27 protein-coding genes are annotated in these 24,271 nt (G+C 39.1%); 17 read left to right on the forward strand and 10 right to left on the reverse strand.

Features of this window, described 5'->3' with window-relative positions; genetic code table 11:
• The first annotated feature begins 104 nt into the window (after nucleotides 1-104).
• Genes H4J63_RS12865 through H4J63_RS12885 form a run of 5 tightly spaced genes read left to right on the forward strand, consistent with a single transcriptional unit; the run spans nucleotide 105 to nucleotide 3,156 of the window.
• On the forward strand, nucleotides 105-491 hold the full coding sequence (locus tag H4J63_RS12865) for an ACT domain-containing protein (protein WP_024604855.1): 387 nt from the start codon (nucleotides 105-107) through the stop codon (nucleotides 489-491).
• A 3-nt stretch (nucleotides 492-494) separates the two neighbouring features.
• Nucleotides 495-992, forward strand: coding sequence for a PTS glucose transporter subunit IIA (locus H4J63_RS12870; protein ID WP_182196936.1), 498 nt, complete (start codon nucleotides 495-497; stop codon nucleotides 990-992).
• Nucleotides 993-996: 4 nt separating this feature from the next.
• Nucleotides 997-1,347, forward strand: coding sequence for an ArsC family reductase (locus tag H4J63_RS12875; protein WP_182196938.1), 351 nt, complete (start codon nucleotides 997-999; stop codon nucleotides 1,345-1,347).
• Complete coding sequence (gene dapE, locus H4J63_RS12880) at nucleotides 1,340-2,470, forward strand: succinyl-diaminopimelate desuccinylase (RefSeq protein WP_182196940.1); 1,131 nt, start codon at nucleotides 1,340-1,342, stop codon at nucleotides 2,468-2,470. The genes H4J63_RS12875 and dapE overlap by 8 nt, the downstream gene beginning before the upstream one ends.
• Nucleotides 2,470-3,156 (forward strand): M15 family metallopeptidase, encoded by a 687-nt coding sequence (locus tag H4J63_RS12885; RefSeq protein ID WP_182196942.1) that lies wholly within the window; start codon nucleotides 2,470-2,472, stop codon nucleotides 3,154-3,156. Before dapE ends, H4J63_RS12885 begins: the two co-directional genes overlap by 1 nt.
• A gap of 22 nt (nucleotides 3,157-3,178) precedes the next feature.
• Here the strand turns inward: H4J63_RS12885 and H4J63_RS12890 are convergent, their stop codons facing one another.
• Nucleotides 3,179-4,048, reverse strand: a complete 870-nt coding sequence (locus tag H4J63_RS12890) for a DMT family transporter (protein ID WP_170071034.1) — start codon at nucleotides 4,046-4,048, stop codon at nucleotides 3,179-3,181.
• A 343-nt stretch (nucleotides 4,049-4,391) separates the two neighbouring features.
• Between H4J63_RS12890 and H4J63_RS12895 the strand changes: the two genes are divergently transcribed.
• Genes H4J63_RS12895 through H4J63_RS12910 form a run of 4 tightly spaced genes read left to right on the forward strand, consistent with a single transcriptional unit; the run spans nucleotide 4,392 to nucleotide 7,345 of the window.
• Nucleotides 4,392-5,756: a COG3014 family protein gene (locus H4J63_RS12895; RefSeq protein ID WP_182196944.1), complete on the forward strand. Its 1,365-nt coding sequence runs from the start codon at nucleotides 4,392-4,394 to the stop codon at nucleotides 5,754-5,756.
• Between the two features lie 8 nt (nucleotides 5,757-5,764).
• Nucleotides 5,765-6,190, forward strand: a complete 426-nt coding sequence (locus H4J63_RS12900) for a YcfL family protein (RefSeq protein WP_007582549.1) — start codon at nucleotides 5,765-5,767, stop codon at nucleotides 6,188-6,190.
• An 11-nt stretch (nucleotides 6,191-6,201) separates the two neighbouring features.
• Nucleotides 6,202-6,822 carry a penicillin-binding protein activator LpoB gene (gene lpoB / locus H4J63_RS12905; RefSeq protein WP_182196946.1) on the forward strand — a complete coding sequence of 207 codons (621 nt, stop codon included), beginning with the start codon at nucleotides 6,202-6,204 and terminating at the stop codon, nucleotides 6,820-6,822.
• Between the two features lie 55 nt (nucleotides 6,823-6,877).
• Nucleotides 6,878-7,345, forward strand: coding sequence for a glycine zipper 2TM domain-containing protein (locus H4J63_RS12910; RefSeq protein ID WP_002959676.1), 468 nt, complete (start codon nucleotides 6,878-6,880; stop codon nucleotides 7,343-7,345).
• Between the two features lie 333 nt (nucleotides 7,346-7,678).
• Here H4J63_RS12910 and H4J63_RS12915 read toward each other — a convergent pair whose 3' ends face one another.
• Entirely contained in the window at nucleotides 7,679-8,896 is a 1,218-nt protein-coding gene (locus tag H4J63_RS12915; RefSeq protein WP_010554238.1) for a pyridoxal phosphate-dependent aminotransferase, read from the reverse strand.
• Nucleotides 8,897-9,263: 367 nt separating this feature from the next.
• Entirely contained in the window at nucleotides 9,264-9,608 is a 345-nt protein-coding gene (locus H4J63_RS12920) for an Hpt domain-containing protein (RefSeq protein WP_007582543.1), read from the reverse strand.
• Nucleotides 9,609-9,745: 137 nt separating this feature from the next.
• Here H4J63_RS12920 and H4J63_RS12925 point away from each other — a divergent pair, with 137 nt between their 5' ends.
• Nucleotides 9,746-10,342: a tRNA-uridine aminocarboxypropyltransferase gene (locus H4J63_RS12925; protein WP_010554237.1), complete on the forward strand. Its 597-nt coding sequence runs from the start codon at nucleotides 9,746-9,748 to the stop codon at nucleotides 10,340-10,342.
• 24 nt (nucleotides 10,343-10,366) lie between these two features.
• Nucleotides 10,367-11,149 (forward strand): CLCA_X family protein, encoded by a 783-nt coding sequence (locus H4J63_RS12930; RefSeq protein WP_024604848.1) that lies wholly within the window; start codon nucleotides 10,367-10,369, stop codon nucleotides 11,147-11,149.
• A gap of 48 nt (nucleotides 11,150-11,197) precedes the next feature.
• Here H4J63_RS12930 and H4J63_RS12935 read toward each other — a convergent pair whose 3' ends face one another.
• Nucleotides 11,198-11,761, reverse strand: a complete 564-nt coding sequence (locus tag H4J63_RS12935; RefSeq protein WP_010554235.1) for a cysteine hydrolase family protein — start codon at nucleotides 11,759-11,761, stop codon at nucleotides 11,198-11,200.
• 182 nt (nucleotides 11,762-11,943) lie between these two features.
• On the opposite strand from H4J63_RS12935, the gene H4J63_RS12940 reads away from it, so the two are divergent.
• Nucleotides 11,944-12,783: a GlxA family transcriptional regulator gene (locus H4J63_RS12940; RefSeq protein WP_259365657.1), complete on the forward strand. Its 840-nt coding sequence runs from the start codon at nucleotides 11,944-11,946 to the stop codon at nucleotides 12,781-12,783.
• A gap of 229 nt (nucleotides 12,784-13,012) precedes the next feature.
• Here H4J63_RS12940 and dcd read toward each other — a convergent pair whose 3' ends face one another.
• Entirely contained in the window at nucleotides 13,013-13,597 is a 585-nt protein-coding gene (gene dcd / locus H4J63_RS12945; RefSeq protein ID WP_182196947.1) for a dCTP deaminase, read from the reverse strand.
• A 6-nt stretch (nucleotides 13,598-13,603) separates the two neighbouring features.
• The gene (apbC, locus tag H4J63_RS12950) at nucleotides 13,604-14,680 is read right to left on the reverse strand and encodes an iron-sulfur cluster carrier protein ApbC (RefSeq protein WP_024604163.1); all 1,077 of its coding nucleotides are present in this window, start codon (nucleotides 14,678-14,680) and stop codon (nucleotides 13,604-13,606) included.
• 187 nt (nucleotides 14,681-14,867) lie between these two features.
• Here apbC and metG point away from each other — a divergent pair, with 187 nt between their 5' ends.
• Together metG and H4J63_RS12960 are read left to right on the forward strand one after the other, a co-directional pair.
• Nucleotides 14,868-16,889 carry a methionine--tRNA ligase gene (gene metG / locus H4J63_RS12955; protein WP_182196950.1) on the forward strand — a complete coding sequence of 674 codons (2,022 nt, stop codon included), beginning with the start codon at nucleotides 14,868-14,870 and terminating at the stop codon, nucleotides 16,887-16,889.
• 116 nt (nucleotides 16,890-17,005) lie between these two features.
• Nucleotides 17,006-17,653, forward strand: coding sequence for a bifunctional 4-hydroxy-2-oxoglutarate aldolase/2-dehydro-3-deoxy-phosphogluconate aldolase (locus H4J63_RS12960; protein WP_024593389.1), 648 nt, complete (start codon nucleotides 17,006-17,008; stop codon nucleotides 17,651-17,653).
• A gap of 81 nt (nucleotides 17,654-17,734) precedes the next feature.
• Here H4J63_RS12960 and lepB read toward each other — a convergent pair whose 3' ends face one another.
• Nucleotides 17,735-18,385 carry a signal peptidase I gene (gene lepB, locus H4J63_RS12965; protein ID WP_007582535.1) on the reverse strand — a complete coding sequence of 217 codons (651 nt, stop codon included), beginning with the start codon at nucleotides 18,383-18,385 and terminating at the stop codon, nucleotides 17,735-17,737.
• 183 nt (nucleotides 18,386-18,568) lie between these two features.
• Here lepB and H4J63_RS12970 point away from each other — a divergent pair, with 183 nt between their 5' ends.
• Nucleotides 18,569-19,069, forward strand: coding sequence for a fasciclin domain-containing protein (locus H4J63_RS12970; RefSeq protein WP_149592549.1), 501 nt, complete (start codon nucleotides 18,569-18,571; stop codon nucleotides 19,067-19,069).
• Between the two features lie 81 nt (nucleotides 19,070-19,150).
• Here the strand turns inward: H4J63_RS12970 and H4J63_RS12975 are convergent, their stop codons facing one another.
• From H4J63_RS12975 to aceK, 3 genes are all read right to left on the reverse strand, one after another.
• On the reverse strand, nucleotides 19,151-19,402 hold the full coding sequence (locus H4J63_RS12975) for a DUF2999 family protein (protein WP_024604159.1): 252 nt from the start codon (nucleotides 19,400-19,402) through the stop codon (nucleotides 19,151-19,153).
• Between the two features lie 63 nt (nucleotides 19,403-19,465).
• Nucleotides 19,466-20,428 carry a zinc-binding dehydrogenase gene (locus H4J63_RS12980; protein WP_024604158.1) on the reverse strand — a complete coding sequence of 321 codons (963 nt, stop codon included), beginning with the start codon at nucleotides 20,426-20,428 and terminating at the stop codon, nucleotides 19,466-19,468.
• 64 nt (nucleotides 20,429-20,492) lie between these two features.
• Nucleotides 20,493-22,265 carry a bifunctional isocitrate dehydrogenase kinase/phosphatase gene (gene aceK / locus H4J63_RS12985; RefSeq protein ID WP_182196951.1) on the reverse strand — a complete coding sequence of 591 codons (1,773 nt, stop codon included), beginning with the start codon at nucleotides 22,263-22,265 and terminating at the stop codon, nucleotides 20,493-20,495.
• Nucleotides 22,266-22,646: 381 nt separating this feature from the next.
• On the opposite strand from aceK, the gene H4J63_RS12990 reads away from it, so the two are divergent.
• Nucleotides 22,647-23,594, forward strand: a complete 948-nt coding sequence (locus H4J63_RS12990) for a LysR family transcriptional regulator (protein WP_182196953.1) — start codon at nucleotides 22,647-22,649, stop codon at nucleotides 23,592-23,594.
• A gap of 74 nt (nucleotides 23,595-23,668) precedes the next feature.
• Nucleotides 23,669-23,875, forward strand: coding sequence for a hypothetical protein (locus H4J63_RS12995; RefSeq protein WP_008169332.1), 207 nt, complete (start codon nucleotides 23,669-23,671; stop codon nucleotides 23,873-23,875).
• Nucleotides 23,876-24,271 lie beyond the last annotated feature (396 nt).

A 24,271-nucleotide genomic window follows, 5' to 3' on the forward strand; every position in this document is an offset into this window, starting at 1 on the left:
AAAACCTACTCCCAAATGCCTATTTTAGTCTCGGTTACACCTTTAACTTGAAGGCAATAATCTATACTATTAAGCTATCAATAATGCTGTATCGCAGGCGTTTAATGTCAAAACAAACATTACAATTACTCAGCACAATTTTATCTATACATAGTTTAGATGTAGATGCCGACATACCTGCGGCACTTTTAAAGCAATCTTTATTTTTTATTTCTAAAACCCATGATGAACTTTCAATTGTATGCCCAAGCGATTTTGAAGTAAAAAGCCTGGATACCGAACCAGACTGGCAAGCTTTAGAGGTTGTAGGTCCACTTGGCTTTTCGTTAACCGGAATTATGGCTAATATTTCAGGCGTATTAGCGCGAGCTAAAATTTCTATCTTTTCAATCTCAACCTACGATACTGATTATATTCTCATAAAAAAACACACTGCAGATAATGCTATTTCAGCTTTAAGAAAAGAGGGTTATAACGTGGTGGTAAATTAACTTATGAAAGCTCAAAAAATTGACTATTTAGCTCAAAATAAAACGCCTCTTAACGCAATAAATATTACCAGCCCATTTACAGGTAAAGTAATTGAACTGAAAGAGCACCCAGAACCTTTTTTTCGTTTTGGCACTCTGGGCCCTGGTATTATGGCGCAACTAACAAGTCATAAAATTTTAGCACCGTTTGATGGAACTTTATTACAAGTAAAAAATGCAGGCACTGAGTTTATTCTACAAGCTAATAATGGTCTAAAAGCCTTGATTAACTTAACTATCCCTGATTCGCAATCAATTACGCATACCCATATTGCACAACTCAATGGTAGCAAAATATGCAAAGGTCAACGCCTTGCTTATTTTGATTTACGAGAACTTGATACTCCAATGCTTGCTAGTTTAATTTTACTAAACGGCAATAATCTTGGCACGTTTCATTACTCACATTCGCATGTAAATGCGGGCGAAGACACCCTATTAACTATTATTAAGAAGAACTAGATTTATGATCACTCTATACGGTATTAGCAACTGCGATACGATAAAAAAAGCAAAAAAATACTTAGCCGACAACAATATAGAATTCACTTTTCATGATTACCGCAAAGATGGCGTAAACGAGCAAATGGTGAGTGATTTTGCAAATAAGCTCGATTGGGAGCAACTTGTTAATAAAAGAGGCACTACTTATCGCGCATTATCTGATGAGCAAAAACAGAGCCTAACTAAAGAAAGTGCTACCCCATTATTAGTTGAACAACCTGCCATGATCAAACGCCCAGTACTGGTAAACAATGGAACTTACCATTTAGGTTTTAAAGCAGCCCAATACGACGAGATTTTTAATAATGACTAATGATGTAATTAAACTCGCCCAAGCACTAATCCAACGTGAATCAGTAACGCCAGAAGATGCTGGCTGCCAACAAATGATGAACGATCGCCTTGCTGCGATTGGCTTTAATATAGAGTCATTATTTTTTACCGACACACTTAATACTTGGGCTCGAAAAGGCACACAATCGCCACATTTTTGTTTTGCAGGTCACACTGATGTTGTACCAACCGGTCCTGAACAAAATTGGCAACATCCGCCGTTTTCAGGATTAATAAAAGATGGCCTATTACATGGGCGTGGTGCTGCCGATATGAAAGGCTCATTAGCTGCAATGCTTGTGGCAACCGAGCGCTTTGTTACTAAACATCCAGATCATAAAGGTTCAATTTCTTTTTTAATCACCTCAGACGAAGAAGGTCCATTTGTAAACGGGACTACTCGCGTAATTGATACATTAGAAGCACGCGGTGAAAAAATTGATATGTGTCTTGTAGGCGAGCCCTCATCACGCGATGTACTCGGTGATGTGGTTAAAAATGGTCGCAGAGGTTCACTTACCGCTTTTTTAACCGTTAAGGGTATACAAGGTCATGTGGCCTACCCGCATTTAGCAAAAAACCCAATTCACTTAGCGACGCCAGCACTTACTGAACTTAGCCAAACGGTGTGGGATAACGGCAACGAATACTTCCCCGCCACCAGCTTTCAAATTTCTAATATTAATGGTGGCACGGGGGCGGGTAATGTTATTCCGGGTGAGCTCGAAGTACAGTTTAACTTTAGATTTAGCACGCAAGTAACGTATGAGCAATTACAGCAACGTGTAAATGACATTCTACAAAAGCATGACTTAAATTATGAATTAAGCTGGATAGTAAATGGCTTACCTTTTATTACCGAGCACGGCCCGCTTGTTGATGCCACAGTTAAAGCGATTAAATCAGTAACCGATTTAACCACGAATCTAGAAACCACGGGTGGTACATCTGACGGTCGCTTTATTGCTCAAACTGGCGCTAAAGTAATTGAACTTGGTCCACGTAACGCCACTATTCATAAAGTGGATGAATGCGTAAGTACCGATGATTTAATTGCCCTTACCGACATTTACGAGCAAATATTAGAGCAACTTTTAACATAATGGATGTCACTCAACCCACATCAGTACAGTGTATTACAGGGCAAAGTGATACACATTTAACTGATATACAAAATCATCGCTTGCACAGCGCTATTATTAGCGATTTTTTAGCGCTGCAAAGTGCAGCACAAAAAGCGGGATTTGAGCTTACTATTGCCTCAAGTTTTCGCGACTTTAATCGTCAATCAATTATTTGGAATAATAAATTTTTAGGTATTCGACCTGTTTTTAATAAACAACAAGAGATTGTCGATTTAACTAAATTAAATGATGTAGATAAATGCATAGCAATAATGCTCTACTCTGCACTACCTGGGGCTAGCAGGCACCATTTAGGCACCGATTTAGACGTGTTTGATAAAGCTGCAGTAAGTGATGATTATAAACTACAGCTAACACCTGATGAATACCTGCAGGGTGGGCCGTTTGCGCCTTTGAGTAATTGGCTTGATACTAACTTAGATAAATTTGGTTTTTATCGCCCTTACCAACATGATTTAGGCGGCGTAGCACCAGAGCTTTGGCATATAAGCCATATCAAGCAATCACAATTGTTAGTGAATACACTTAGCGAGCAAGTACTTTTTGAATGCATAAAAAATAGTGAACTACAGGGTAAGCAGGCAATACTTGATAACTTACCTGCTATTTATAAACGCTTTGTAACAAACGTGAGTCCACCATAAAAGAAGGTTAACTTAAATGATATTAAGCCTTCTTTTTATTTAAAATAAATACTAGCACAGCGCCTAATATCAAGGAGCTTGCAACTATAAACTCCATTGTTACCTGCTCTGATAAAAACAAGACCCCGGCAATGGCTGCAAGTACCGGCACACAAAGCTGCACAACAGCCGCCTGGGTGCTTTTAAGCAGCGGCATTGCCACATACCAAACACTGTACCCAATCCCAGAAGCTATTGCACCTGAAGCACATGCAAGTAACACTCCTTCAATAGTCATATTTTTTAAATAACTCATACCAACAAGTAATAAAATAGGGATAGCAACTAAGCTTCTTATAAAGTTGAACCCAGTTGTACGCAGTGGCGATACACACACTTTACCGCGAATACTGTAAATACCCCATGCCACACCACTGAGTGCCATAAGTGATGCACCTAATAACGAAGGTACAGCAGCAGATGGCAGCATTAAATATACAAAGCCGCCTAGCGCCACTATAAACGCGCACCACTGAAGCACACTCAACTGCTCTTTTTGATATATACCCCAGCCAATCATAGTGAGTTGCACGGCTGAAAACAAAATAAGTGCACCGGTTCCTGTATCTAGCTCAAGGTATGCAATCGAAAAACAAAGCGCGTAAATAAGAAGACTAATACTGCTTCGCCAGCTTCCTTTATCACTTAAAATAGCGGGGTTAAATGTACCTTTTCGTTTTAAATTATGGGTATAAATAGCCATTATAATGCCCAAACATGCAGCTCCGCTTAGTAAACGAATAACAGTAAAATTCCAAGCATCTATATAGCCTTCGGCTAAAGCCATTCTGCAAAAAAGAGAGTTTGCGGCAAACGCGATTAAGGCAATAATTGTATACAATGTAGCTTTCAAAAAAATTCCTTAGCAATCAAAAACGAGTCACAGCATTGTTTAAATTAATAATCTAATTAACCCTCTAAGCTTAAAGTGTAACTATAAAAGCCTACAAACGCTTTACTGAGCGACACATTTAAACAGGATTGATACAACTGTGCAAAGGGAGTGTTGTATTTAATAGACCACCTCATCTGTATAAGCATTTCACTTAACAAGAAAAGTTCACGCTTTGTTCACCAATGTCATTTTATATTTCCTTATTGACAGGCAGTTTTACTCTACGATTTTTTACAATATTTCACACATTCAAATAAAAATAATATGTTAATGTATGCAAGTAAATTAAGAGGAGTGCGCAGTGCGCCTAAGTATAATTTTAAGCTTTTGTTGTATTTTAAGTGGGTGTAGCACAATGGGCTTTAATGACCTATTTAATGACTATGCCACGCAAATGACACCAATAAGAAATGCGATCGAGAAAAATAACATCGAAGAAGCACGATCCCTTATTGCCAATAATAGCACCATGCACAGTAGCTACTTACTCAACCAACTTGAGCAAGCTCGCTTAAACGACTTAGCCAATACGCCACAAGAGGCACAAAGTAAATTTGAGAACGTGTATACGCAAATGCAAAAAAAACGCGAAGCCGCCAAAATACAAGTAAGTGCGGGGCTTGAACAAAGCAATGCGTTATTTACTAACGACTCAGCCATTACTTATGTACCAACGGCTTACGAAATGAGTATGCTTCATAGTTATAAAGCACTTAACTACGTGTATAAAAATGATGTAGAAGGCGCTTTGGTTGAAATTCGCCGTGCTAATAAAGTACAAGTTGATGCACTAAGCGAAAATAAAACAGATGGCGACTCAACCGTTAAAGAAGCGCAGCAGCACTACCCTAGCATGGGCAATGTAACCAGAGATGTAAAAAATGGCTTTCAAAATGCCTATACATTTTATTTATCTGCTTTGCTTTACCAAAGTGCTAAGCAGTATGACGATGCTTATATTGATTATAAAAAAGCACTGGCTATACAACCTAACAATATTTATTTACAGCAGGACGTAATGCGCCTAGCTAAAAAACAAGGGTTTGACCAAGATCTAAGTGAATTTAAAAAACGTTTTAGTGATGCACCCACTATTTCTGCAACACAAGGCGAAGTAATTGTTTTATTTGAACAAGGCTTAGTACCAAAACAAGATGAATTTAAACTGCGCTTACCAATTTATTCATCACGCGGCGATGCGCGCTTTTATAGCCTTGCAATGCCAGTATATAAAGATAATGCCTATGTGCGTCGCCTTCATAATATAAACATAGATGCACAAAGCTTGGAGCTGAGCCCATTAGTACACATTGAAGCACTTGCAGCTAAAACATTAGAAGATCAAATACCTGCAAAAGTAGCTCGTCAAGTGCTTAGGTTAGTAGCTAAAGAAAAAGTCCGTGCAGAGCTTGCACGCAGTGCTGGTGACGTAGGTAATATACTTGCCAATATTTATAATTTGGCTTCTGAGCAAGCTGATACACGCAGTTGGCTTACACTTCCAAATCAAATAAGTGTTGCAAGGGAAAGCCTAAACGCAGGTGAGCATTCTCTGCATATAGGCACACAAGCACCTATAAATTTTACCATTAGTAAGCAAGGGTTAACGTTAATTTACTTAACCTCCGTTAATAACTACTTTAATTACCACGTAGTTCAACTTTAGGAGCCATCATGAAATACATAGCGCCATTATTAGCAGTCTTAATGCTCAGTGCATGTTCCAGCAAACCGGTTACATCGGGTATTTCTGTTGAACAAAATAAAAATCAGTTTAATGAGCAATTACGTGTAGATAACCCAGAGCTCGGTAAAAAGCTGGCCATTACTGATGTTAAAACACGTCAAACCAACCAGTTGACCGATGTAGTAGTGACACTTTCGAGCCAGTATAAAAAATCACAGTATTTGCAGTATCAATTTAATTGGTTTGATAAAGACGGCTTTGTTATTAAAGGCAATCATTCACCTTGGCAAGCACTCACCTTATTTGGTTTTGCAAAAACACAATTACCGGGCTTAGCACCTAGCTCTGATGCGGTTACCTTTTCTTTAGCAGTAAGAGAAGTGTCTACCGAATCACAAGAATTTAAAGATTAAAGGAAACAACCATGATCACCAGTAACAAATTTAAAACAGCATCAACTTACGCTTTAGTTGGCCTCAGCGCTTTAGTATTAAGTGGCTGTGCTAATAAAGCCGTAGTAAGTTATGGCGATGCACAAGCAGTAGAAACAACAGATATTAATTTTGGTTCTACCGACTTACAAAAAGTAGCGAGCCAAATGACCGACTCATTACTCAGCTCATCTGTTGTTGGCACAATGACCGCTAATAAACGCCCTGTAGTATTTGTTGAGCGTATTAAAAATAAAACCAGCGAGCACATTGATACAGAATCAATCACCGATTCAATCTCAACACAAATGCTACGCAGCGGTAAGTTCCGTTTTGTAGATATGACCCGTGTTGAGTCAGTACGTGAGCAATTAACGTTTCAAAATGAAGATGCCCTTGTTAACCCTGCAACAGCCGTTGCATTTGGTAAACAAATTGGCGCGCAATATATGTTATACGGAAATTTATCTAGCATAGTTAAATCAAATGCCGATAAATCAGACGTATACTATAAATTTACAATGCGCTTAATGGATATGGAAAGCGGCCTAGTTGAGTGGGCAGACGAAACTGAAATTCGTAAAACTAAAGAAAAATCAACCTTTGGCTGGTAGTTACTAAGCCTTTACGGGCTAATAAGCCCATAAAGGCTACCAATAGGAGATTATTATGAAAGCTATAATATTAATAATGTGTGCCCTACTTAGTGTGAGCGCGCCAACTTTTGCTCAATACGAGCGCAATAAAGCAGTCCCTGTGCAGCAAGTTTTATTTGGTGACGTAAAATCGGTACGCAATATTACCGAACAAGAAATCATTCAAGACAAAAACAACGGCTGGAAAACCTTCGGCGGTGCATTACTCGGTGGCGTAGTAGGCAACCAGTTTGGTGGTGGTAGCGGCCGCACAGTAGCAACAATATTAGGTTCGGTAATTGGCGGCAGTGTTGCACATAATAGGCAGCAGCAAAGTCATTATCAGCAAAATCACTTTGTAGAGTTATTAATACAAGTTGAAAATGGCGACCAGTTTATGGTTGTTCAAGATCAGGACCAATCAATGCGTTTTAGCAAAGGCGATAACGTAAGATTAGTGTACTTGAACGACAACACAGTCCGTGTAGATAAAGCGTACTAGGACGTGCTGAACTTTCGTGGTTGAATTTGCAGCAGAATGTTTGGTATTTAGACAAGCCAGAGCCTATGAACTGTGGTTGTTCCCTATAAATAGGCGATAACGCAGCATAAATGCCAAACATGCGCTGCCCGAAGGGTTCTGCCTAGCGGCAATTAACTCTTTGTTGCTCGGTTTTACTTGGCCCACTAGGTTACAAACCTCGCGTCGCGATTTAATCGCCCCTAGATTGAACAAATTTCAATCCACAAAGATCAACACGCCCTGTTAATATATTCATGACTAAAGTAAAAAACGAGCCAAATTTGGCTCGTTTTTTTATTATTTTTTTAATAACTATACTTGGCGATAGTCTTTAAAAAAGCGCTTCATTTTTAACATTGCATCGGATAAATCATCTTTGCTTGGTAAAAAGACCAACCTAAAATGATCAGGATCTGGCCAATTAAACGCCCTGCCATGTACAAGTAATATTTTTTCGGCTTTTAGCAAATCGTACATCATCTTTTCATCATCTTTGACGTTAAAAAGTGCTGTATCTACTTTGGCAAACGCATAGAGTGCGCCTTTAGGTTTTTTACAACTAATGCCTTCAATATCATTTAATCCGCGCCATGCAATATCACGCTGCTCATACAAGCGACCACCCGGGTTTATTAGACTATCAATTGATTGCACGCCGCCCAAAGCCTGTTGAATCGCATACTGTGCAGGTACATTTGCGCACAAACGCATAGATGAAAGTATTTCTAGGCCTTTGCGTAAATCATCCATTACCGAGGTACGACCGCTTAGAACCATCCACCCCATTCTCAGCCCTGCTGCACGGTATGTTTTTGCTAAACCATTAAAAGTAATAATAGGCACATCGTCGCAAAGTGAGCCGATTGAAGTATGCGTTATACCATCGTATAAAATCTTTTCGTAAATCTCATCGCTCAATAACAGCAGTTTATGTTCACGCGCTATATCAATTAATTGCATTAACAAATCATCACTGTAAACCGCACCAGTAGGGTTATTAGGATTAATTAATACCAGCGCTTTGGTTTTAGACGTGATTTTACTTTTTATATCGGCAATGTCCGGAAACCAATCTTGCTCTTCATCACATAAATAATGTACCGGATTACCACCCGATAACGTGACCGAAGCAGTCCAAAGTGGATAATCTGGAGCAGGAATAAGCACTTCGTCACCATTATTTAATAGCGCTTGGGTGATCATCTGAATAAGTTCGCTTACGCCATTACCAATATAAATGTTATCTACATCTAAATTATGTAATCCACGTTGTTGGTAGTGTTGATAAATAGCCACGCGAGCTGAATAGAGGCCTTTAGAGTCACAGTAACCTTGAGCTGAATATAAGTTGCGGATAATATCTCGGTGCATATCTTCTGGCATATCAAAACCAAAAGCAGCCGGATTACCTATATTCAATTTTAATACTTTTTGACCTTCGTCTTCCATTTTTTTAGCTTGCGCTAAAACCGGCCCACGAATGTCATAACATACACCTTCTAATTTGTGACTCTTTTTAATATCAGACATTTTTACCTCTTTAGGGCGTATTGACTTTATGGATTAAATTTGTTCAACCTAGGGGCGATTTAATCGCGGCGCGAGATTTGTAACCTAGTGGGCTAAGTAAAAATTGAGTAACAAAGAGAAAATAGCCCCTAGGAAGAACCCTCTGGGCAATGCGTGTTTGGATTTTATGTGTTGTTATCGCCTATTTATGTGGAAAAACCACACTGCATAGGCTCTGCCTAACCTAAAAACCAGACACTCGTTGCAAATCCAATCCCGAAAGATCAACACGCCCTAGTGAGTCTTTAGACTAACCTAGTAAAGGCGCAAAATGCCAGTGTATTTGATTACTTAGTACTGAAATAAATTCACGTTTCAGTTTCAATAATTAACGAGATGCTAACCATTCATTTAGCTTAGCTTGAGAGCCTGTTACTTGAGCCATTAAGCTATTAGATGCGTCGATGGCTTCAGCTAAGTTATCTAGGTTTAAATTTTGTTCAATAACGCGAGATACTTCAGCAAGGCTTGAAGCACCAAACTGCGCAGCGTTAGATTTTAAGCTATGAGAATGACGAATCGCCGCTTCTCTGTCTTTTCCAATGGTTGCTAAAACTTCAGAGCCTAAACGCTCAAACTCCGAGCAGCAAAAATCAAGTGTATCAGCAAACTGCTCACCCAATAACGATTCCATACTCTCTAATGCTGATGTATCAATATTTATTTCTGTCATATTTTAAGCCCTTAAAACAATCCATGTAAATTACAGTTTAATAGTACTACTTTATATTGATGCGTAAAAAAAACCAACTTAATTACCTTATAAATGTATAATTGTGGGGATCATACTGGCAACAAAAAGTTTATTAAATGGCACGCACACTTTGTAATCATTGTAACTTTGCACTTAACACCTGTATTTGCAGCGCAATTACAAATATAAACAACAAAGTTAAGGTTATTATTCTACAGCACCCAAGCGAAGAAAAAATAGCAAAGAATACCGCTAAACTACTCAATTTGTGTCTAACTGATTGCCAAATAGTCAAAGGCGAAAATAATGACGACTTTTCTATTCTTAAATCACTGCCAGTAAGCTCAACTGTTTTGCTCTACCCTAACGAACACGCTGTAAATTTAGACGATAGCGCTGAGCAATCTAATATAAAAAACATCACCCATTTAATCGTGGTTGATGGTACATGGAAAAAAGCCTACAAAATTTTGCAGCTCACCACATTGCTAAATCAATTCAAAACGGTCAGTTTTAAACAGTTACCTAAAAATCGTTATGCTATTCGTAAAGCCCCTAGGGCCGACAGCCTATCCACACTTGAAGCCGTAGCACATAGTTTGTTTTTAATAGAGCAGCTAAATCCTGCACCACTTTATAATGTGCTTGATGAATTAATACAAAAACAAACCCAACACATGCCCGAGCACGTAAAAGCACGTTACTTAGATTAAATTCGTTACTATATGAAACTTGCAATGCGTAACTACCCTAACAGGCTAAAACGTGGCTTTACTCGCCAAGGCCCCGACTATCGCTTTGACGACCAAGTCGACTTTAGCGATATAAGAGATACCTTTGGCTTTAGATCTATGGTCGTCGGTAAATGGGTAACTAAAGAAGAGCGCTACATTAGCGCTAATTTAATTTACGATGCACTGGCCGACCTTGCACAAATACTGCATTTACCGCCCAAAGCTATTGGTCTTCGTGGCAAACTTAATTTTGCATTTGGTCATGGCGGTCAAAAAGGTGTACAAGCGCATTATAATGCAGCCTCTCAAACACTTGCCCTTGCAAAAAATGCAGGCGGTGGTGCACTTGCTCACGAATGGTTTCATGCGTTTGACCATCATATAAGCGAGCATTTATTTGCAGCAAAACCACGATTTGGTTTTGCCTCAAAATTATGGCTTTCAAACACGCCTAATTTATCGCACCCACTTAATAATGCTTTGAACAGTTTTTATAAAAATGTATTTTTAGATGAGCACGGCGTTGATGCAAATAGCTTTGTACAAACATGCATGGAACACGATAAAGCACAAAACATGAATTATATGAGCATGCCAGAAGAACTTGCTGCACGTTGTTTTGAAGCCTGTATTGAGCGGCATTCAAGTATAAAAAATAGCTTTTTAGTGGGGGGCTTACAAAGTAGTAATTTAATATACCCAAACGCTGAGCATATTAATAAAGCAAATGAAGCGCTTAACCAGTACTTTGAACTACTGGGTTATGCGCTTCATAAAATGGATTAAATCAGCTCATAAAGTGATGCTTAGCTAAACCATTACCTGTACTAATGGTTAGCGAACTAAATCTAGTAATTTGTTTGTGCTCTGAACATTACAATAACCAAAGCTCAATGCAGCCATAAATGCATGATGAACATTATGTGCAGATACTACCACCCCATTAAATTCAAGATCTAATGTAGCACAAGCATCATGTGCTACATGACATTCATAGCCAAAATCTACTGCAGCACGAGTAACAGCATCAATACACATATGGCTCATAGCACCAACAATAATCAACCTTTCAACGTTGAGCTCTTCTAGTACTCTTTGTAAATCAGTATCGCGAAAACTATTTATTTGATGCTTTAAAACGACCGGCTCACCTTCAATTGGAGTAACCGTAGGATGGATTTTCGCACCATCAGAGTTAGGCACAAAGAACGGAGCCTCGTCAGAAGGAAACTCATGACGAACATGAACTACAGGCATACCATTATCACGAAATTGAGCTAGTAGTATTGCTGCATTTTCTGAGGCTTTTTCAGTTCCAGACAGAGGCCATTTAGCTCCTTCGAATGTAGAGTAATAATCGTTTTGTAAATCAATAAGTAGTAATGCTATGTTAGACATAATAATCTCTCTTATGTTGTTTAGGTTATCTGTTGAGACTATTATGCAAAACATCAACTCATTACACCGATGGCGAAATAGCCATAAATCAGTTTAAAAATGACAAAGCATGTTCAGATCACAATTATCGACTACCCCAACGCCCTACAAAGTGCAGTACAAGGCTTTAAAGAGTTATTTTTTTGGCAAACAGGATAGTTATAGAAAGCCAGCTTGAAGTTCAGTTCTCTGTAAAGGTCATTCAGCCCGATATAGATTTAGATGGGATGAGCCAAAGTGATATTATTATTCTCCCACCAAACTTAGATGGTGATTATTACTACACGCCTCAACCCAAGTTGTTGCAATACCTCAACGAGGCTCATCAAAAAGGGACTATATTATGCTCTGCTTGCGCTGGTGCATTTATACTTGCCAAAACAGGCTTATTAAATAATCGTGTTGCTACAACACATTGGCAATTAGCTGATGAATTTCATGAGACATTCCCCAAAGTATCTCTTGAGATTGAAAGTTTACTAATTAATGACGGTGATATTATTAGCGCAGGAGGGCTGATGTCATGGATTGATCTAGGGCTAGAAATCGTGGCTCAATTCACAAAACCACACGTTATGCGTACACTTGGAAAGTTTCTTATCGTTGATACGGGTAGAAGAGAACAACGCTATTACGGTAGCTTTTCGCCAAAACTTAATCACGGGAATAAACAAATATTACTAGTTCAGCATTTCATTCAAGCAAATTATAGTAAAACACTGAATGTTTCTGTGCTAGCAGCTTTGGCCTGTATGAGCGAGCGAACATTTCTTCGACAATTTACCCATGCCACAACATTAAAGCCGATACAGTATATTCAAAAAATAAGAGTGCAAAAGGCATGTGAGCCATTAGAATCGACCACTCACAGTTTTGAGCGAGTGGCTCTGAATATTGGCTATGACGATGTTAACAGTTTTCGCAAAGTATTTATTAAGATAATCGGATTAAGCCCTACGGCGTTTAAAGAAAGATTTGTTTGAATAGATAGTACCAAAGGGAAGAATCATTAATTACCGTTGTATTCTCACTTCACTATTAAAATAAATGGCTATTATTGTAAATATTGAATTAAAGGTATAAAACTTTCATCTTTATACTTAGCAAACTTGTTGCACACGCTTAATAAAGCAAATGAAGCGCTTAACCAGTATTTTGCACTACTGGGTTATGCGCTTCATAAAATGGACGAATAAAAGCTTTATTTAGTAATTACTTATCGTCACTAATACGACTTGCTACTGCGCTGTTTTGATCTTTATATTTTGCATCTTTACGGATATTGTATGGGTTTTCACACGGGCCCGATAGCATTTCAAAGCTCATAGCACCAATTTTCATCAGTGGGCGAAGCGCCAGTGGTAATTTACCTGAGTTGTAAAACTCTAAAACAATATTACCGCTCCAGCCTGGGTCGATTCGGTGCGCAGTTACATGCACCATTAAACCTAAACGCGCAAGCGATGAGCGCCCATCTAACCACCCTACTATGTCTGCTGGCAGAGTTACTTTTTCGTGCGTTATAGCAAGTGCGAGTTCACCTGGGTGTAAAAAGAATGCTTCATCTTCATCAAGCACTATTTCTTCACTCATGATTGATTCCATGGCTTTATTTAGCTGATCTTTTGGACCACTTAAATCGACGTATGCTGCATTATGCGCATTAAAAGTTCTGAATTTATTACCTAATCGCAAATCGGCAGTTACGCCTGAAATCATGTCACTTGTTGGCGCAGGCTCAATAACAATGCGACCATCGCTTAGGTATTCATTAATATGTGTGTCTGAAAGTCTCATTATTTATTAATCTTCTGTAATCACAATTTCAATTGCATTGTGATGCTGTTGATAATAGAGCGTGCTGGCTATAAGCCTCGCTGCTGCGCTGTATGTTTTGCTTATCGCCGCGTCGTTATCGTTGGCAATAAGTTTTCCTTGCTCAGAATACTCGCGTATATCTATTGCAAGTGGAATATGGCTAAGTACGGGTACGCCGTGCTTGTGCGCAAGTTTTTGTGCGCCGTCTTTACCAAATACGTGGTTAGCTTCGCCGCAATGGCTGCAAATGTAATGGCTCATGTTTTCTATTAAGCCCAGCACTGGCACGTTTACTTTATTAAACATGGCAATGCCTTTTTGCGCATCGGCAAGGGCTAAGTCTTGCGGCGTAGTGACAATAACAGTGCCGCTCGCTGGTACTTTTTGGCTCATTGTAAGTTGAATATCACCAGTGCCCGGTGGCATATCTACAATTAAGTAATCAAGCTCGCCCCAATCAGTCTCGTTAAGCAATTGGCTAAGCGCGCCTGAAGCCATTGGCCCGCGCCATACGGTGGCGTCATCGCTTGGGACTAAAAAGCCAATTGACTGCGCTTTAATGCCGTTTGCATCAAAAGGCTGTAGCTGTTTGTTATCTTTAGTGACGGGCTCTGCACCCACCAAGCCTAAAAGCATTGGAATAGATGGGCCATAAATATCAGCATCTAAAATACCGACCTTTGCGCCTTCGTTTTTAAGGGCACCCGCCAAGTTAACAGCAGTAGTCGACTTACCTACTCCGCCTTTGCCTGAGGCAATAAGCACAATATGTTTAATCGCCTTAAACTTAGCTGCCTCTTTAATGATAACCTTGGCGCTAATTGTTACAGGCACATTTAAGCTTTCACTTACGTGCTGCTCCACTAAAGGCATTTCTGATTGCCCAGCAAATGGCAGGGTTAATTTAATGTGTAGTGATTTATCGTCATTTTGAGTAATAGTATTAATGAAGCTTTCGTCAATACCGACGGCAAAAGCCGCACTACGATATGCCGCTAAGGCAGTAATAATCGGTTGTTTTTGCACCGATTTAGAAGAGAATAGTTTCGACAGTCCAAACATAGCAATTAAATAGCGTTTCTTTGATGAAAAGTGCCACGGAATTATGTAACATTCAGGGCATTAACACCAGTCAATTAATAAAAATCCATAAGCTATGCGCACTCTAAGCAGATAGCTTGTAGATAAATTAATGATAATTGCCGTTTGTATAATAAAAACGGCGTTTTATCCTCAATTCGGAATGATTATGACGCAGCGAAAGATCCTGATTACCAGCGCATTACCTTATGCAAATGGCCCTACTCACTTAGGTCATTTATTGGAATATATTCAAACTGATATTTGGTCACGTTTTCAAAAACTACAGGGCAACGAAGCTTATTATGTTTGCGCAGACGATGCCCACGGCACACCAATTATGCTTAATGCGCAAAAGCAAGGGATCACGCCTGAAGAAGCGGTAAAACAAGTGAGCATAGAGCGCCAACGCGACTTTGCTGACTTTAATATCAAATTTGATAACTACCACAGCACACACAGCCAAGAAAATAAAGAATTAAGCGAGCTTATTTATAACCGGCTAAACGATGCCGGTCATATTAAAAAGCACACTATTTCGCAATTATTCGACCCTGAAAAAGGTATTTTCTTACCTGATCGTTTTGTAACAGGTACTTGCCCAACGTGTAAGGCTGAAAACCAAAACGGCGACAGTTGTGATTCATGTGGTGCTACATACAGCCCTACAGATTTAATCAACCCACGTTCTGTAATGTCGGGCGCTGAGCCTGTACTTAAAGATTCTGAGCATTACTTTTTTGACCTACCAGCATTTGAAGGCATGCTAAAAGAATGGCTACACTCGGGCACTATTCAACAAGAAATGGCTAATAAGCTAGATGAATGGTTTACCGATGGCCTGCAGCAATGGGATATTAGCCGCGATGCACCTTATTTTGGTTTTGAAATTCCAAATGCACCGGGCAAATACTTCTACGTTTGGTTAGATGCCCCTATTGGTTACATGGCGAGCTTTAAAAACCTGTGTGACAAAACAGGCATCAACTTTGATGAATTTTGGGCTGAGGGTTCAGACGCAGAGCTTTATCACTTTATTGGTAAAGACATTATCTACTTCCACAGCTTATTTTGGCCAGCAATGCTAGAAGGCGCTAATTTTAGAAAGCCAACTAACGTATTCGCTCACGGTTTTGTCACTGTAAATGGCGAAAAAATGTCTAAATCGAAGGGCACGTTTATTAAAGCGCGTACTTATTTAGATAACTTAAACCCAGAGTACTTACGTTACTACTACGCAGCAAAATTAAGCAGCGGTATTGTTGATCTTGATTTAAACCTAGAAGACTTTGCGCAACGTGTAAATTCAGACCTAGTAGGTAAAGTAGTCAACATAGCGAGCCGTTGTGCTGGCTTTATTACTAAAAAGTTTGATGGCAAGCTAAGCAGCACTATTATGCAACCAGAGCTTTTAGCTGAATTTCAAGCGGCTTCACCTAGCATCACAACACATTTCGAGAACCGCGATTACAGCCGCGCAATTCGCGAAATAATGGCGCTTGCCGACAAAGCAAACCAATTTATTGATGGCGCAGCACCTTGGGTATTAATTAAAGATGACACTAAGCAACAAGAAGCACACGAAGTGTGTTCTCTTGGTCTTAACTTGTTCCGCGTTTTAATTACTTACTTAAAACCAGTGCTACCAGAAATGGCCGACAACGTACAAGCATTTTTAAATGACGACCTTGCATGGGACGGCGTTCAAAATGCTCTCGTAAGCCACCCTATCAATAAATTTAAACCGTTAATGCAGCGTGTTGAAATGGATAAAGTAAATAAAATGGTTGAAGAATCTAAAGAAAGCTTAGCGCCAAAAGTAACTATTGACCCTAACAGCCCACTTGCAAAAGAGCCGATTAGCGACGAAATAGAATTTGATGACTTTGCAAAAGTAGACTTACGCGTAGCTAAAATTGCTAAAGCAGAGCACGTAGAAGGCGCTGATAAACTACTTAAGCTAACACTTGATTTAGGCGGCGAAACTCGCCAAGTGTTTGCAGGTATTAAATCAGCTTACGCACCAGAGGATCTCGAAGGTAAGTTAACCGTTATGGTCGCTAACCTTAAGCCTCGTAAAATGCGCTTTGGTATGTCTGAGGGCATGGTATTAGCAGCAGGTCCTGGCGGAAAAGAAATTTATATTCTTAACCCAGATGACGGCTCAGAGCCTGGTATGCGCGTAATGTAATATTACTCATACAATAAAAACCGCTGATACATCAGCGGTTTTTTTATGGGCAAAAGCAATGTTTAGTCGTATATTCAATACGAATGCCTCTGTATTAAATAAAGTGAATTGTAATTATGACCCAAATTTTAGATGCCAACAGAATAAAAGTAAGTAGCCAAATAAAACAACACAAATTAGTCGCCATACTGCGCTTAAAGCAACAAGGTGATGTAGCACCATTAATTGATTGTTTAGTTAATGCGGGCATAAACGCACTCGAGATCACGTCAAATACACCGGGCTTTGAGCAAGAAATAGCAAAAGCTCGTGCAGCTCATAAAAACGCACTTATTGGTGCAGGCACAATAATTAACACCACCCTTGCTCAGCAAGCAATTGATGCAGGCGCGCAGTTTATTGTAACGCCAAATACCAACAAATCGGTTGTCGAACTTGCCCACCAGCACGGGTTACCAGTATTAATGGGCGCGCTAACACCTACCGATGTAGCAAATGCAATTGAATATAAGGCAGATATTATTAAGGTATTTCCTGCGGGCAGTATGGGCGTTGGTTACTTTAAAGCATTAACAGGTCCATTTTCAGAAGCACAATTAATACCTGTTGGTGGTGTGAATTTAGATAATTTATCACAATGGTTTGAAGCAGGTGCTTGTGGCGCGGCAGTAAGTGGCGATTTTTGTAAGGTATTAAATACCGAACAAGAGCGTAGCCACCTTACCAAGCTTGTAAAAAACTATATAAGTAAACTGCCTAAATAGGCAGTTTATTTTATTTATAAAATAGCCAAATGTGAGCTCATAAAATTTGATTGGGCGCTATACAAAATTAATTACTACTAATTAATTCAGCTTTTTCAATACGCGATCTTTTCTTGGTAGGTAATAATTATCGTAATCAAGTGACACTATAACGCGCTCTGCTTTTCCTAATAACTCGTTACGCGGAATTAAACCTATTACACGCGAGTCAGCGCTATTGTCGCGGTTATCGCCCATTGCTAAGTAATAATCATCAGGAATTGTAATTGCATCAAACCCCGATAAACGTGAAGGAATATTTGCCACTCTTATCGAATGCTCTAATCCGTTTAAATCTTCAATTTTATCAAGCGAGTCTATGTTGCTTCGCTGATCTGCATAATTAAGTTTTTTACCATTAATAATGAGCTCATTATTTTCAAGCGCAACGGTGTCTCCTGGCACACCAATTACACGTTTAATTAAACGGTTATCGGCAGCTTGTGAATCAAAAACAATAATATCACCAGCTTGTGGATCCGCTAATTTAAGTAATTTTATGTGCGTAAATGGGACGCGAATATCGTAGGCCATTTTATCGGTAAGTATTCTGTCACCTTCTTGAATGGTCGGTTTCATTGAGCCTGTTGGCACTTCGTACCAATCGGCAACAGCGCTTCTAAATACGCTCATCAGTGCAATAAATACGATAAGAGAGCGGTTATTTTTCCAAAACTTATAAACTAATTTCATGCCTATTCCCTTCAATTGAACAAGTCTTTAATTGAGTAACTATTTATATGACTTTGCTAATTAGCTGCAGTTCAATCAATGATGTAACAAAACATGTTGACTACTAATTTTAATTGATCGATTAAATTTAGAGCGTCGTAACATTTAACGAAACCAACGGGTATTAACTTAAAGGAAAATAAAATGTTTAAGAAAATTACTACTGCATTATTGTTTACAACTGCAAGCCTTGGATTTACTACAATGGCTTATGCTGATCATCATGGTATGAAAAAAGACGTTGTTGAAGTAGCCGTTGAAAATGGTTCGTTCACTACTCTTGTTGCTGCTGTTAAAGCCGCAGGTTTAGTTGAAACGCTGCAAGGTAAAGGACCGTTTACTATTTTTGCACCAACAGATGCTGCATTTTCTAAATTACCTGAAGGCACTGTAGAAATGCTACTCAAGCCTGAAAACAAAGACAAGTTAACGGCGGTATTAACTTATCACGTAGTGTCTGGAAAAGTGATGGCAGCCGATGTAATGAATGTAGACAGTGCGAAAACACTACAAGGCCAATCAGTTATGGTTAAAGCCGACAGCATGGGCGTAATGATAAATGACGCTAAAGTTGTAAAAGCTGATGTAAAAGCAAGCAACGGCGTAATTCATGTTATCGACACAGTACTACTTCCAAAAGAGTAGTCATAAAAGAATAAGCCAAATAAAAAAGCATAAGTAAATACTTATGCTTTTTTATTGTTTTATGTTTTATCACATAAAAAATTATTGATTTAGTTTTTCTTTCGCTTCTTTTACTTTTTCAAAATCTAAACCAAGTTCGTCAGTCGCTTCTTTAATAAGGTGCGGTTGAGTCATTACGACTGCCATTAGTTGCTGTAGTTTTTCTGGCGGAATACCAAGCTCTTGAACAAGCGCCATTGCCATCATTGGGTTTTGAGTAAACGCTTCAAACAATGCTTTTACTTTTTCGTCGCTTACATTGTTCTCTTTAAGTATTGCTAGTATTGGATTCATTATTAAACCTTAAGTGTTTTTTTATAGGGCTTAGTATATGGGCTAAACCCTAAAATTAAAGAGTTACTCTACAAGTAAAACAACTTTACCAGCATTTTCATTACGCTCTAAAATAGCATGAGCTTCGTTTGCGTCGCTCCAAGGCAATATTTTATACAGGTTAAAGTCGTACTTTTTAGTGGCAATATCATTGTAAAAGCGTGCTACAAAGTCGTCGCGCACCTGGCGTTTAAACTCAATACTACGATTTCTAAGCGTTGAGGCATGAAACGAAATACGTTTGCGTAAAAGCGCGGCAAAATCAACTTCTGCAAAACGTCCATCTAAAAATGCAAGCATTACAATTTGGCAATCCATCGCTGCAATAGCGGCATTTTTATTTAAGTAACTCCCCGAAACAGGATCTACAATTGCATTTGCTGTTAACTCATTTGCTTTCATATATTCTACAAAGTCGGTAGTTTTGTAGTTAATTGCATGATCGGCACCGAGTTCTTTTGCGTGTTGGCATTTGTCATCCGTACCGGCAGTAATAACTACGGTAGCACCTGCGCTTTTAGCCATTTGAATTGCGGCACCGCCCACACCACTAGCACCTGCATGAATGAGCGCTGTTTGCCCTTTTTGCAATTTACCAAGCTCAAATAACGCGCCAAATGCTGTTAGGTACACTTCGCTTATTGCAGCGCCTTCAGCCATTGTTACATCATCGGGTAATTCCATAAGCTGCTTTGCATCAACGGCTACATATTCACTGTAAGCGCCACCAGAACACAAGGCAAAAACACGCTTATTAAGCCAAACTCTATCAACTTTACCGCCAATATCGCTAACAACACCGGCACATTCTAAACCTAAAATAGGGCTATCTCCCGCAGGGGCCGGGTATTTACCTTGGCGCTGCATACTGTCTGCACGGTTTACACCTATTGCTGCAACTTTAACAAGTACTTCATGGCTCTTTAAAACCGGCTTTTCGGTTTCACTAAATGCAAGATTACCATCTTCATGAGAAATATATTTCATTGTTGCTCCAAGTTTAAAAACTGTAATAACATATAGATGGGGATGAACACAGATTCAAACAACCTCAAAAGCGCCAACTTTGTTTGTAAGGATAAACATCGGGTAGATAACCATTGTGTACTTGTTGCTGACAACCTTGCCAAAACGTCGCTAAAAACAAGTTACTGTGCTCATTATTAAAATAATTAAACGCAATCTCGTTGGCGCTAAAAAACACCTTAAATTGGCTCGGAAATATATCGTTTTCAGCTATATCAAAATACGAGTTACTACTTAGCTCTTCAAGTGCATTTTGGGTTTGTGGCACCTCTCTAAAGTTGCAATCGGTTAGTGGGCAAATTTCGTCAAAGTCGTAAAACACCACTCGCCCCCATCGCGTTACGCCAAAGTTTTTCATTAGCATGTCGCCCGGAAATATATTAGCACCGGCTAATTCTTTAATTGCTTTACCGTAATCATGCATAACTCTCTCTAAGGTTTTGTTATCGCATCGGGTAATATATAAATTAAGCGGGGTCATTTTACGCTCAACATAAACGTGCTTTAAAATAAGTGCCTTGCCAGATATAACCATGCTGCTGCCAATTTGGCTTTTCATCTGCTCAAGCAGTTCATCGCTAAAACGGCTTAAATCAAACGCTAAATATCTAAATTCGTGTGTGTCTACCAAACGACCAACCCTATCGGCTTGTTTTACAAAGTTATACTTTTCTTTCACTTGTGCTTTGGTGGCTGTTTTTGGCGCACTAAATTTGTCTTTAATTACTTTATAAACGTAATCTAGCCCTTCAATAGTAAATACCAGCATTACCATACCTGGCGTCCCTGCTGCTGTAACATACTTAAAGTTGGCTGGACTATTTTTAGTCGTATCAACCTTGTGTCGATAAAACTCAGTTTTGGCGTGCTTTATAAAACCAATGGCGTTAAATAACTCAAAGCGTTGTTTATGTGGCATTAACACACTTAAGTAATCTACATAACGAGCGGGCTTATCGGTATCAACCATAAAATAGGTGCGTGCAAAACCAAATAATAAACTTAATTGATCGGCGCCCATCATTACAGCATCAAGCTTTAGTCCCTCATCGGTATTTAAAATAGCAATGGCAAAAGGCATGTTGTCGCCATTTTTAGCAATGCAGCGCCCAATTAAATAACAGGCTTTGTTTCTAAAAAATAATGAGTTGGCGTATTCAATATAACCGTCGTTTAAATTTATAAGTTCGTACACCTGTTTGCATTGCTGCTTAGCGCCTTGCATTAACGTACTTTGTAATGTGGCTACATCGCGTTCTAAATTACTAAACGGCACTCTAAATACTTGATTAGTGATAAGCGTTTTAACGGCGTTATTAAACCCATTATGTAGCGATACCCTACTCACTAAGCTTTCATAAGAGCGTGGCTCACTACGATACTTTGCTTTTAATACAAACAAATGCACAGTACGAATCTTTTTATCGTCCCAAATTGCGCCAAATGTTGAGTTAAAAAAGGTATGCGCAATAGGTTTATTTTCGTGATTTTGTACCATATCGCCATAAATATTTTTAGCTAACTGCCACGTTTGCGGGCAAGTAAGTTCAGCATAAGCAATAACTCTGACGGCTTCACTCACGTTTTTAACTTCGCGCTCATACACCTGTAAACGTTCACGCATAGCACTTTGTACACTGTGATACTGTCGTTGTTCAAACCGGCTTTGTGCACCCAGTGTAATATTTAAAAATTGCGAAAACATCGCCTCAAATCCAGCAAAAACAGATCGTGCAAGCTTACTGGCTACAACGTGTTGTAGCGCATTATTAGATTGATTTGTTAGCTTATTTTGCATAAATACAGCACTTATATTGATGCCAGTTATGGCGGTTATTTTTCATTAATGGTTTACACCTTAGCAAGCAGGCTTTAATTTAGATAATTAATAAAGCATATAAATAGAATTTATTGGGCGTATTGACCTTTCGAGGTTAATTTTGCAGCCGTGTATTTGGTTTTTAAGCAAGGCAAAGTACATGTAGTGTGGTGACTCCCCATAAATGTACTTTAACGCTGCATAAAGGCCAAATACACACTGCCCATAGGGTTCTTTCTAGGGACGATTAACTCTTTGTTACTCGATTTTTACTTAGCCCACTAGGTGGCAAACCTCGCGCCGCGATTAAATCGCCCCTAGATTGAACAAATTTCAATCCTGAAAGGCCAACACGCCCATATGAATATAAGAAATGTCGATCTTAACCTTCTCGTTTATTTAAATGTGTTAATAGATGAAAAAAGTGTTTCAAAAGCTGCAAATAAACTCGCGCTTACTCAACCGGCTATGAGTAACGCATTAAAACGTTTGCGCGATTTATTTGACGACCCACTACTTGTGCGTGCCGCAGGCTCTATGACGCCAACGGCAAAGGCACTTTCATTAAAGCCTGAAGTTGAGGCCCTATTAAAAATGGCTGAAGCTATTACGCAACCTAGTGAGCAGTTTAACCCTGCAACTGCTGAAGTTACGTTTAGAATAATGGCAAACGACTATATAGAGTCGACCTTAATAGCCCCTTTTATAACGGCGCAGCTTAGTAAAAACCCCGGTATTAATTTTGATGTATTGAGCCCAAGCGACGTAAACCTACAAGACATGGAAAAAGGCACTATAGATTTAGCCATAAACCGCTTTAACGGCCTACCACGCTCGTTTCATCAAGCCAGTGTATGGCGAGATAATTACTGTTGTTTAACCCATCCTAAAAATACATTTTTACAACAATCAGGGTTAGACGACTACTTACAAAAAGAACATATTTGGGTAAACCGTGCAGGTTGGGGGCCGGAGGCCGCTGTTACTAATAAATCGGGAAAGCAAAAATTAGGCTGGGTAGACGAAGCCCTTTGGCAACTAGAACAAACCCGTAAAATACGTGTTTTTACTCGCCACTACATGGTCGCAAGCCTGCTTTGCCAATCAGAGCAACTTATTGCCACCCTACCGCGCAGGCAAGCTAAGTTATTAACTTCTCATACTGATTTAGTAATCAGCCCGGTGCCATTTCAAATAGTCCCTATTGAAGTAAAAATGATATGGAGCCCACTGCTGCACCATGCCCCTGCACACCAATGGTTAAGACGTGAGTTATTAGCGTTTGCTAAAACGATTGCAGATAGATAAATTAAATACAGATATGTTGAGTTATAAGTTTCGAACAAGCTCGGTTTTATACAATAACTTCAAATGGAGAAAAAATGGATAGTGCATCAATAATTGCATGGAGTGTTTTGTTTGGCGGCATAGGTATTGGCTACCTTACTTACGGGCGAAGAAAAAAAGCCGTAGTGCCACTTTGTATTGGTTTGTCGTTATTGGTGTTTCCGTACTTTATGACTAGTGTTAGCATGCTGCTGATTGTAGGCGCTATTTTAGTGGCTATTCCCTACTTTATTAAAATTTAACATTACTACTGTTATTGCTATTGTTACGGCTAAATAAAATACACGCGAAAAATAAAAAAGCGCCACGGTATTCAACTTTGGGAAAATACCGTGGCGCTTTTGGAAATCGTCGATATAGGAATCTACCTACAGCGTATTATTAGCAAGCTTAGTACCAACTTCATAAAATAATTAAAATTCAATAAAAACAATTAACTAAAATTCCTTCTTTATTCCTTAACTCCTCCCCTTGTTCCAGTTTTGTGCACACTTTCACCGCATTGCACCAAATTAATTAGGGCGTGTTGATCTTTGTGGTATGAAAAACAAACAGCATGAAGATAAGGTATAATTGAATTCGCCAGAAAACTTTACACCGAACCTACATGCCAAGATTAATGTTAACAGACGGGACAT

The sequence above is a fragment of the Pseudoalteromonas sp. 5Ae-yellow genome (genome assembly GCF_014077565.1).
Classification (GTDB): domain Bacteria; phylum Pseudomonadota; class Gammaproteobacteria; order Enterobacterales; family Alteromonadaceae; genus Pseudoalteromonas.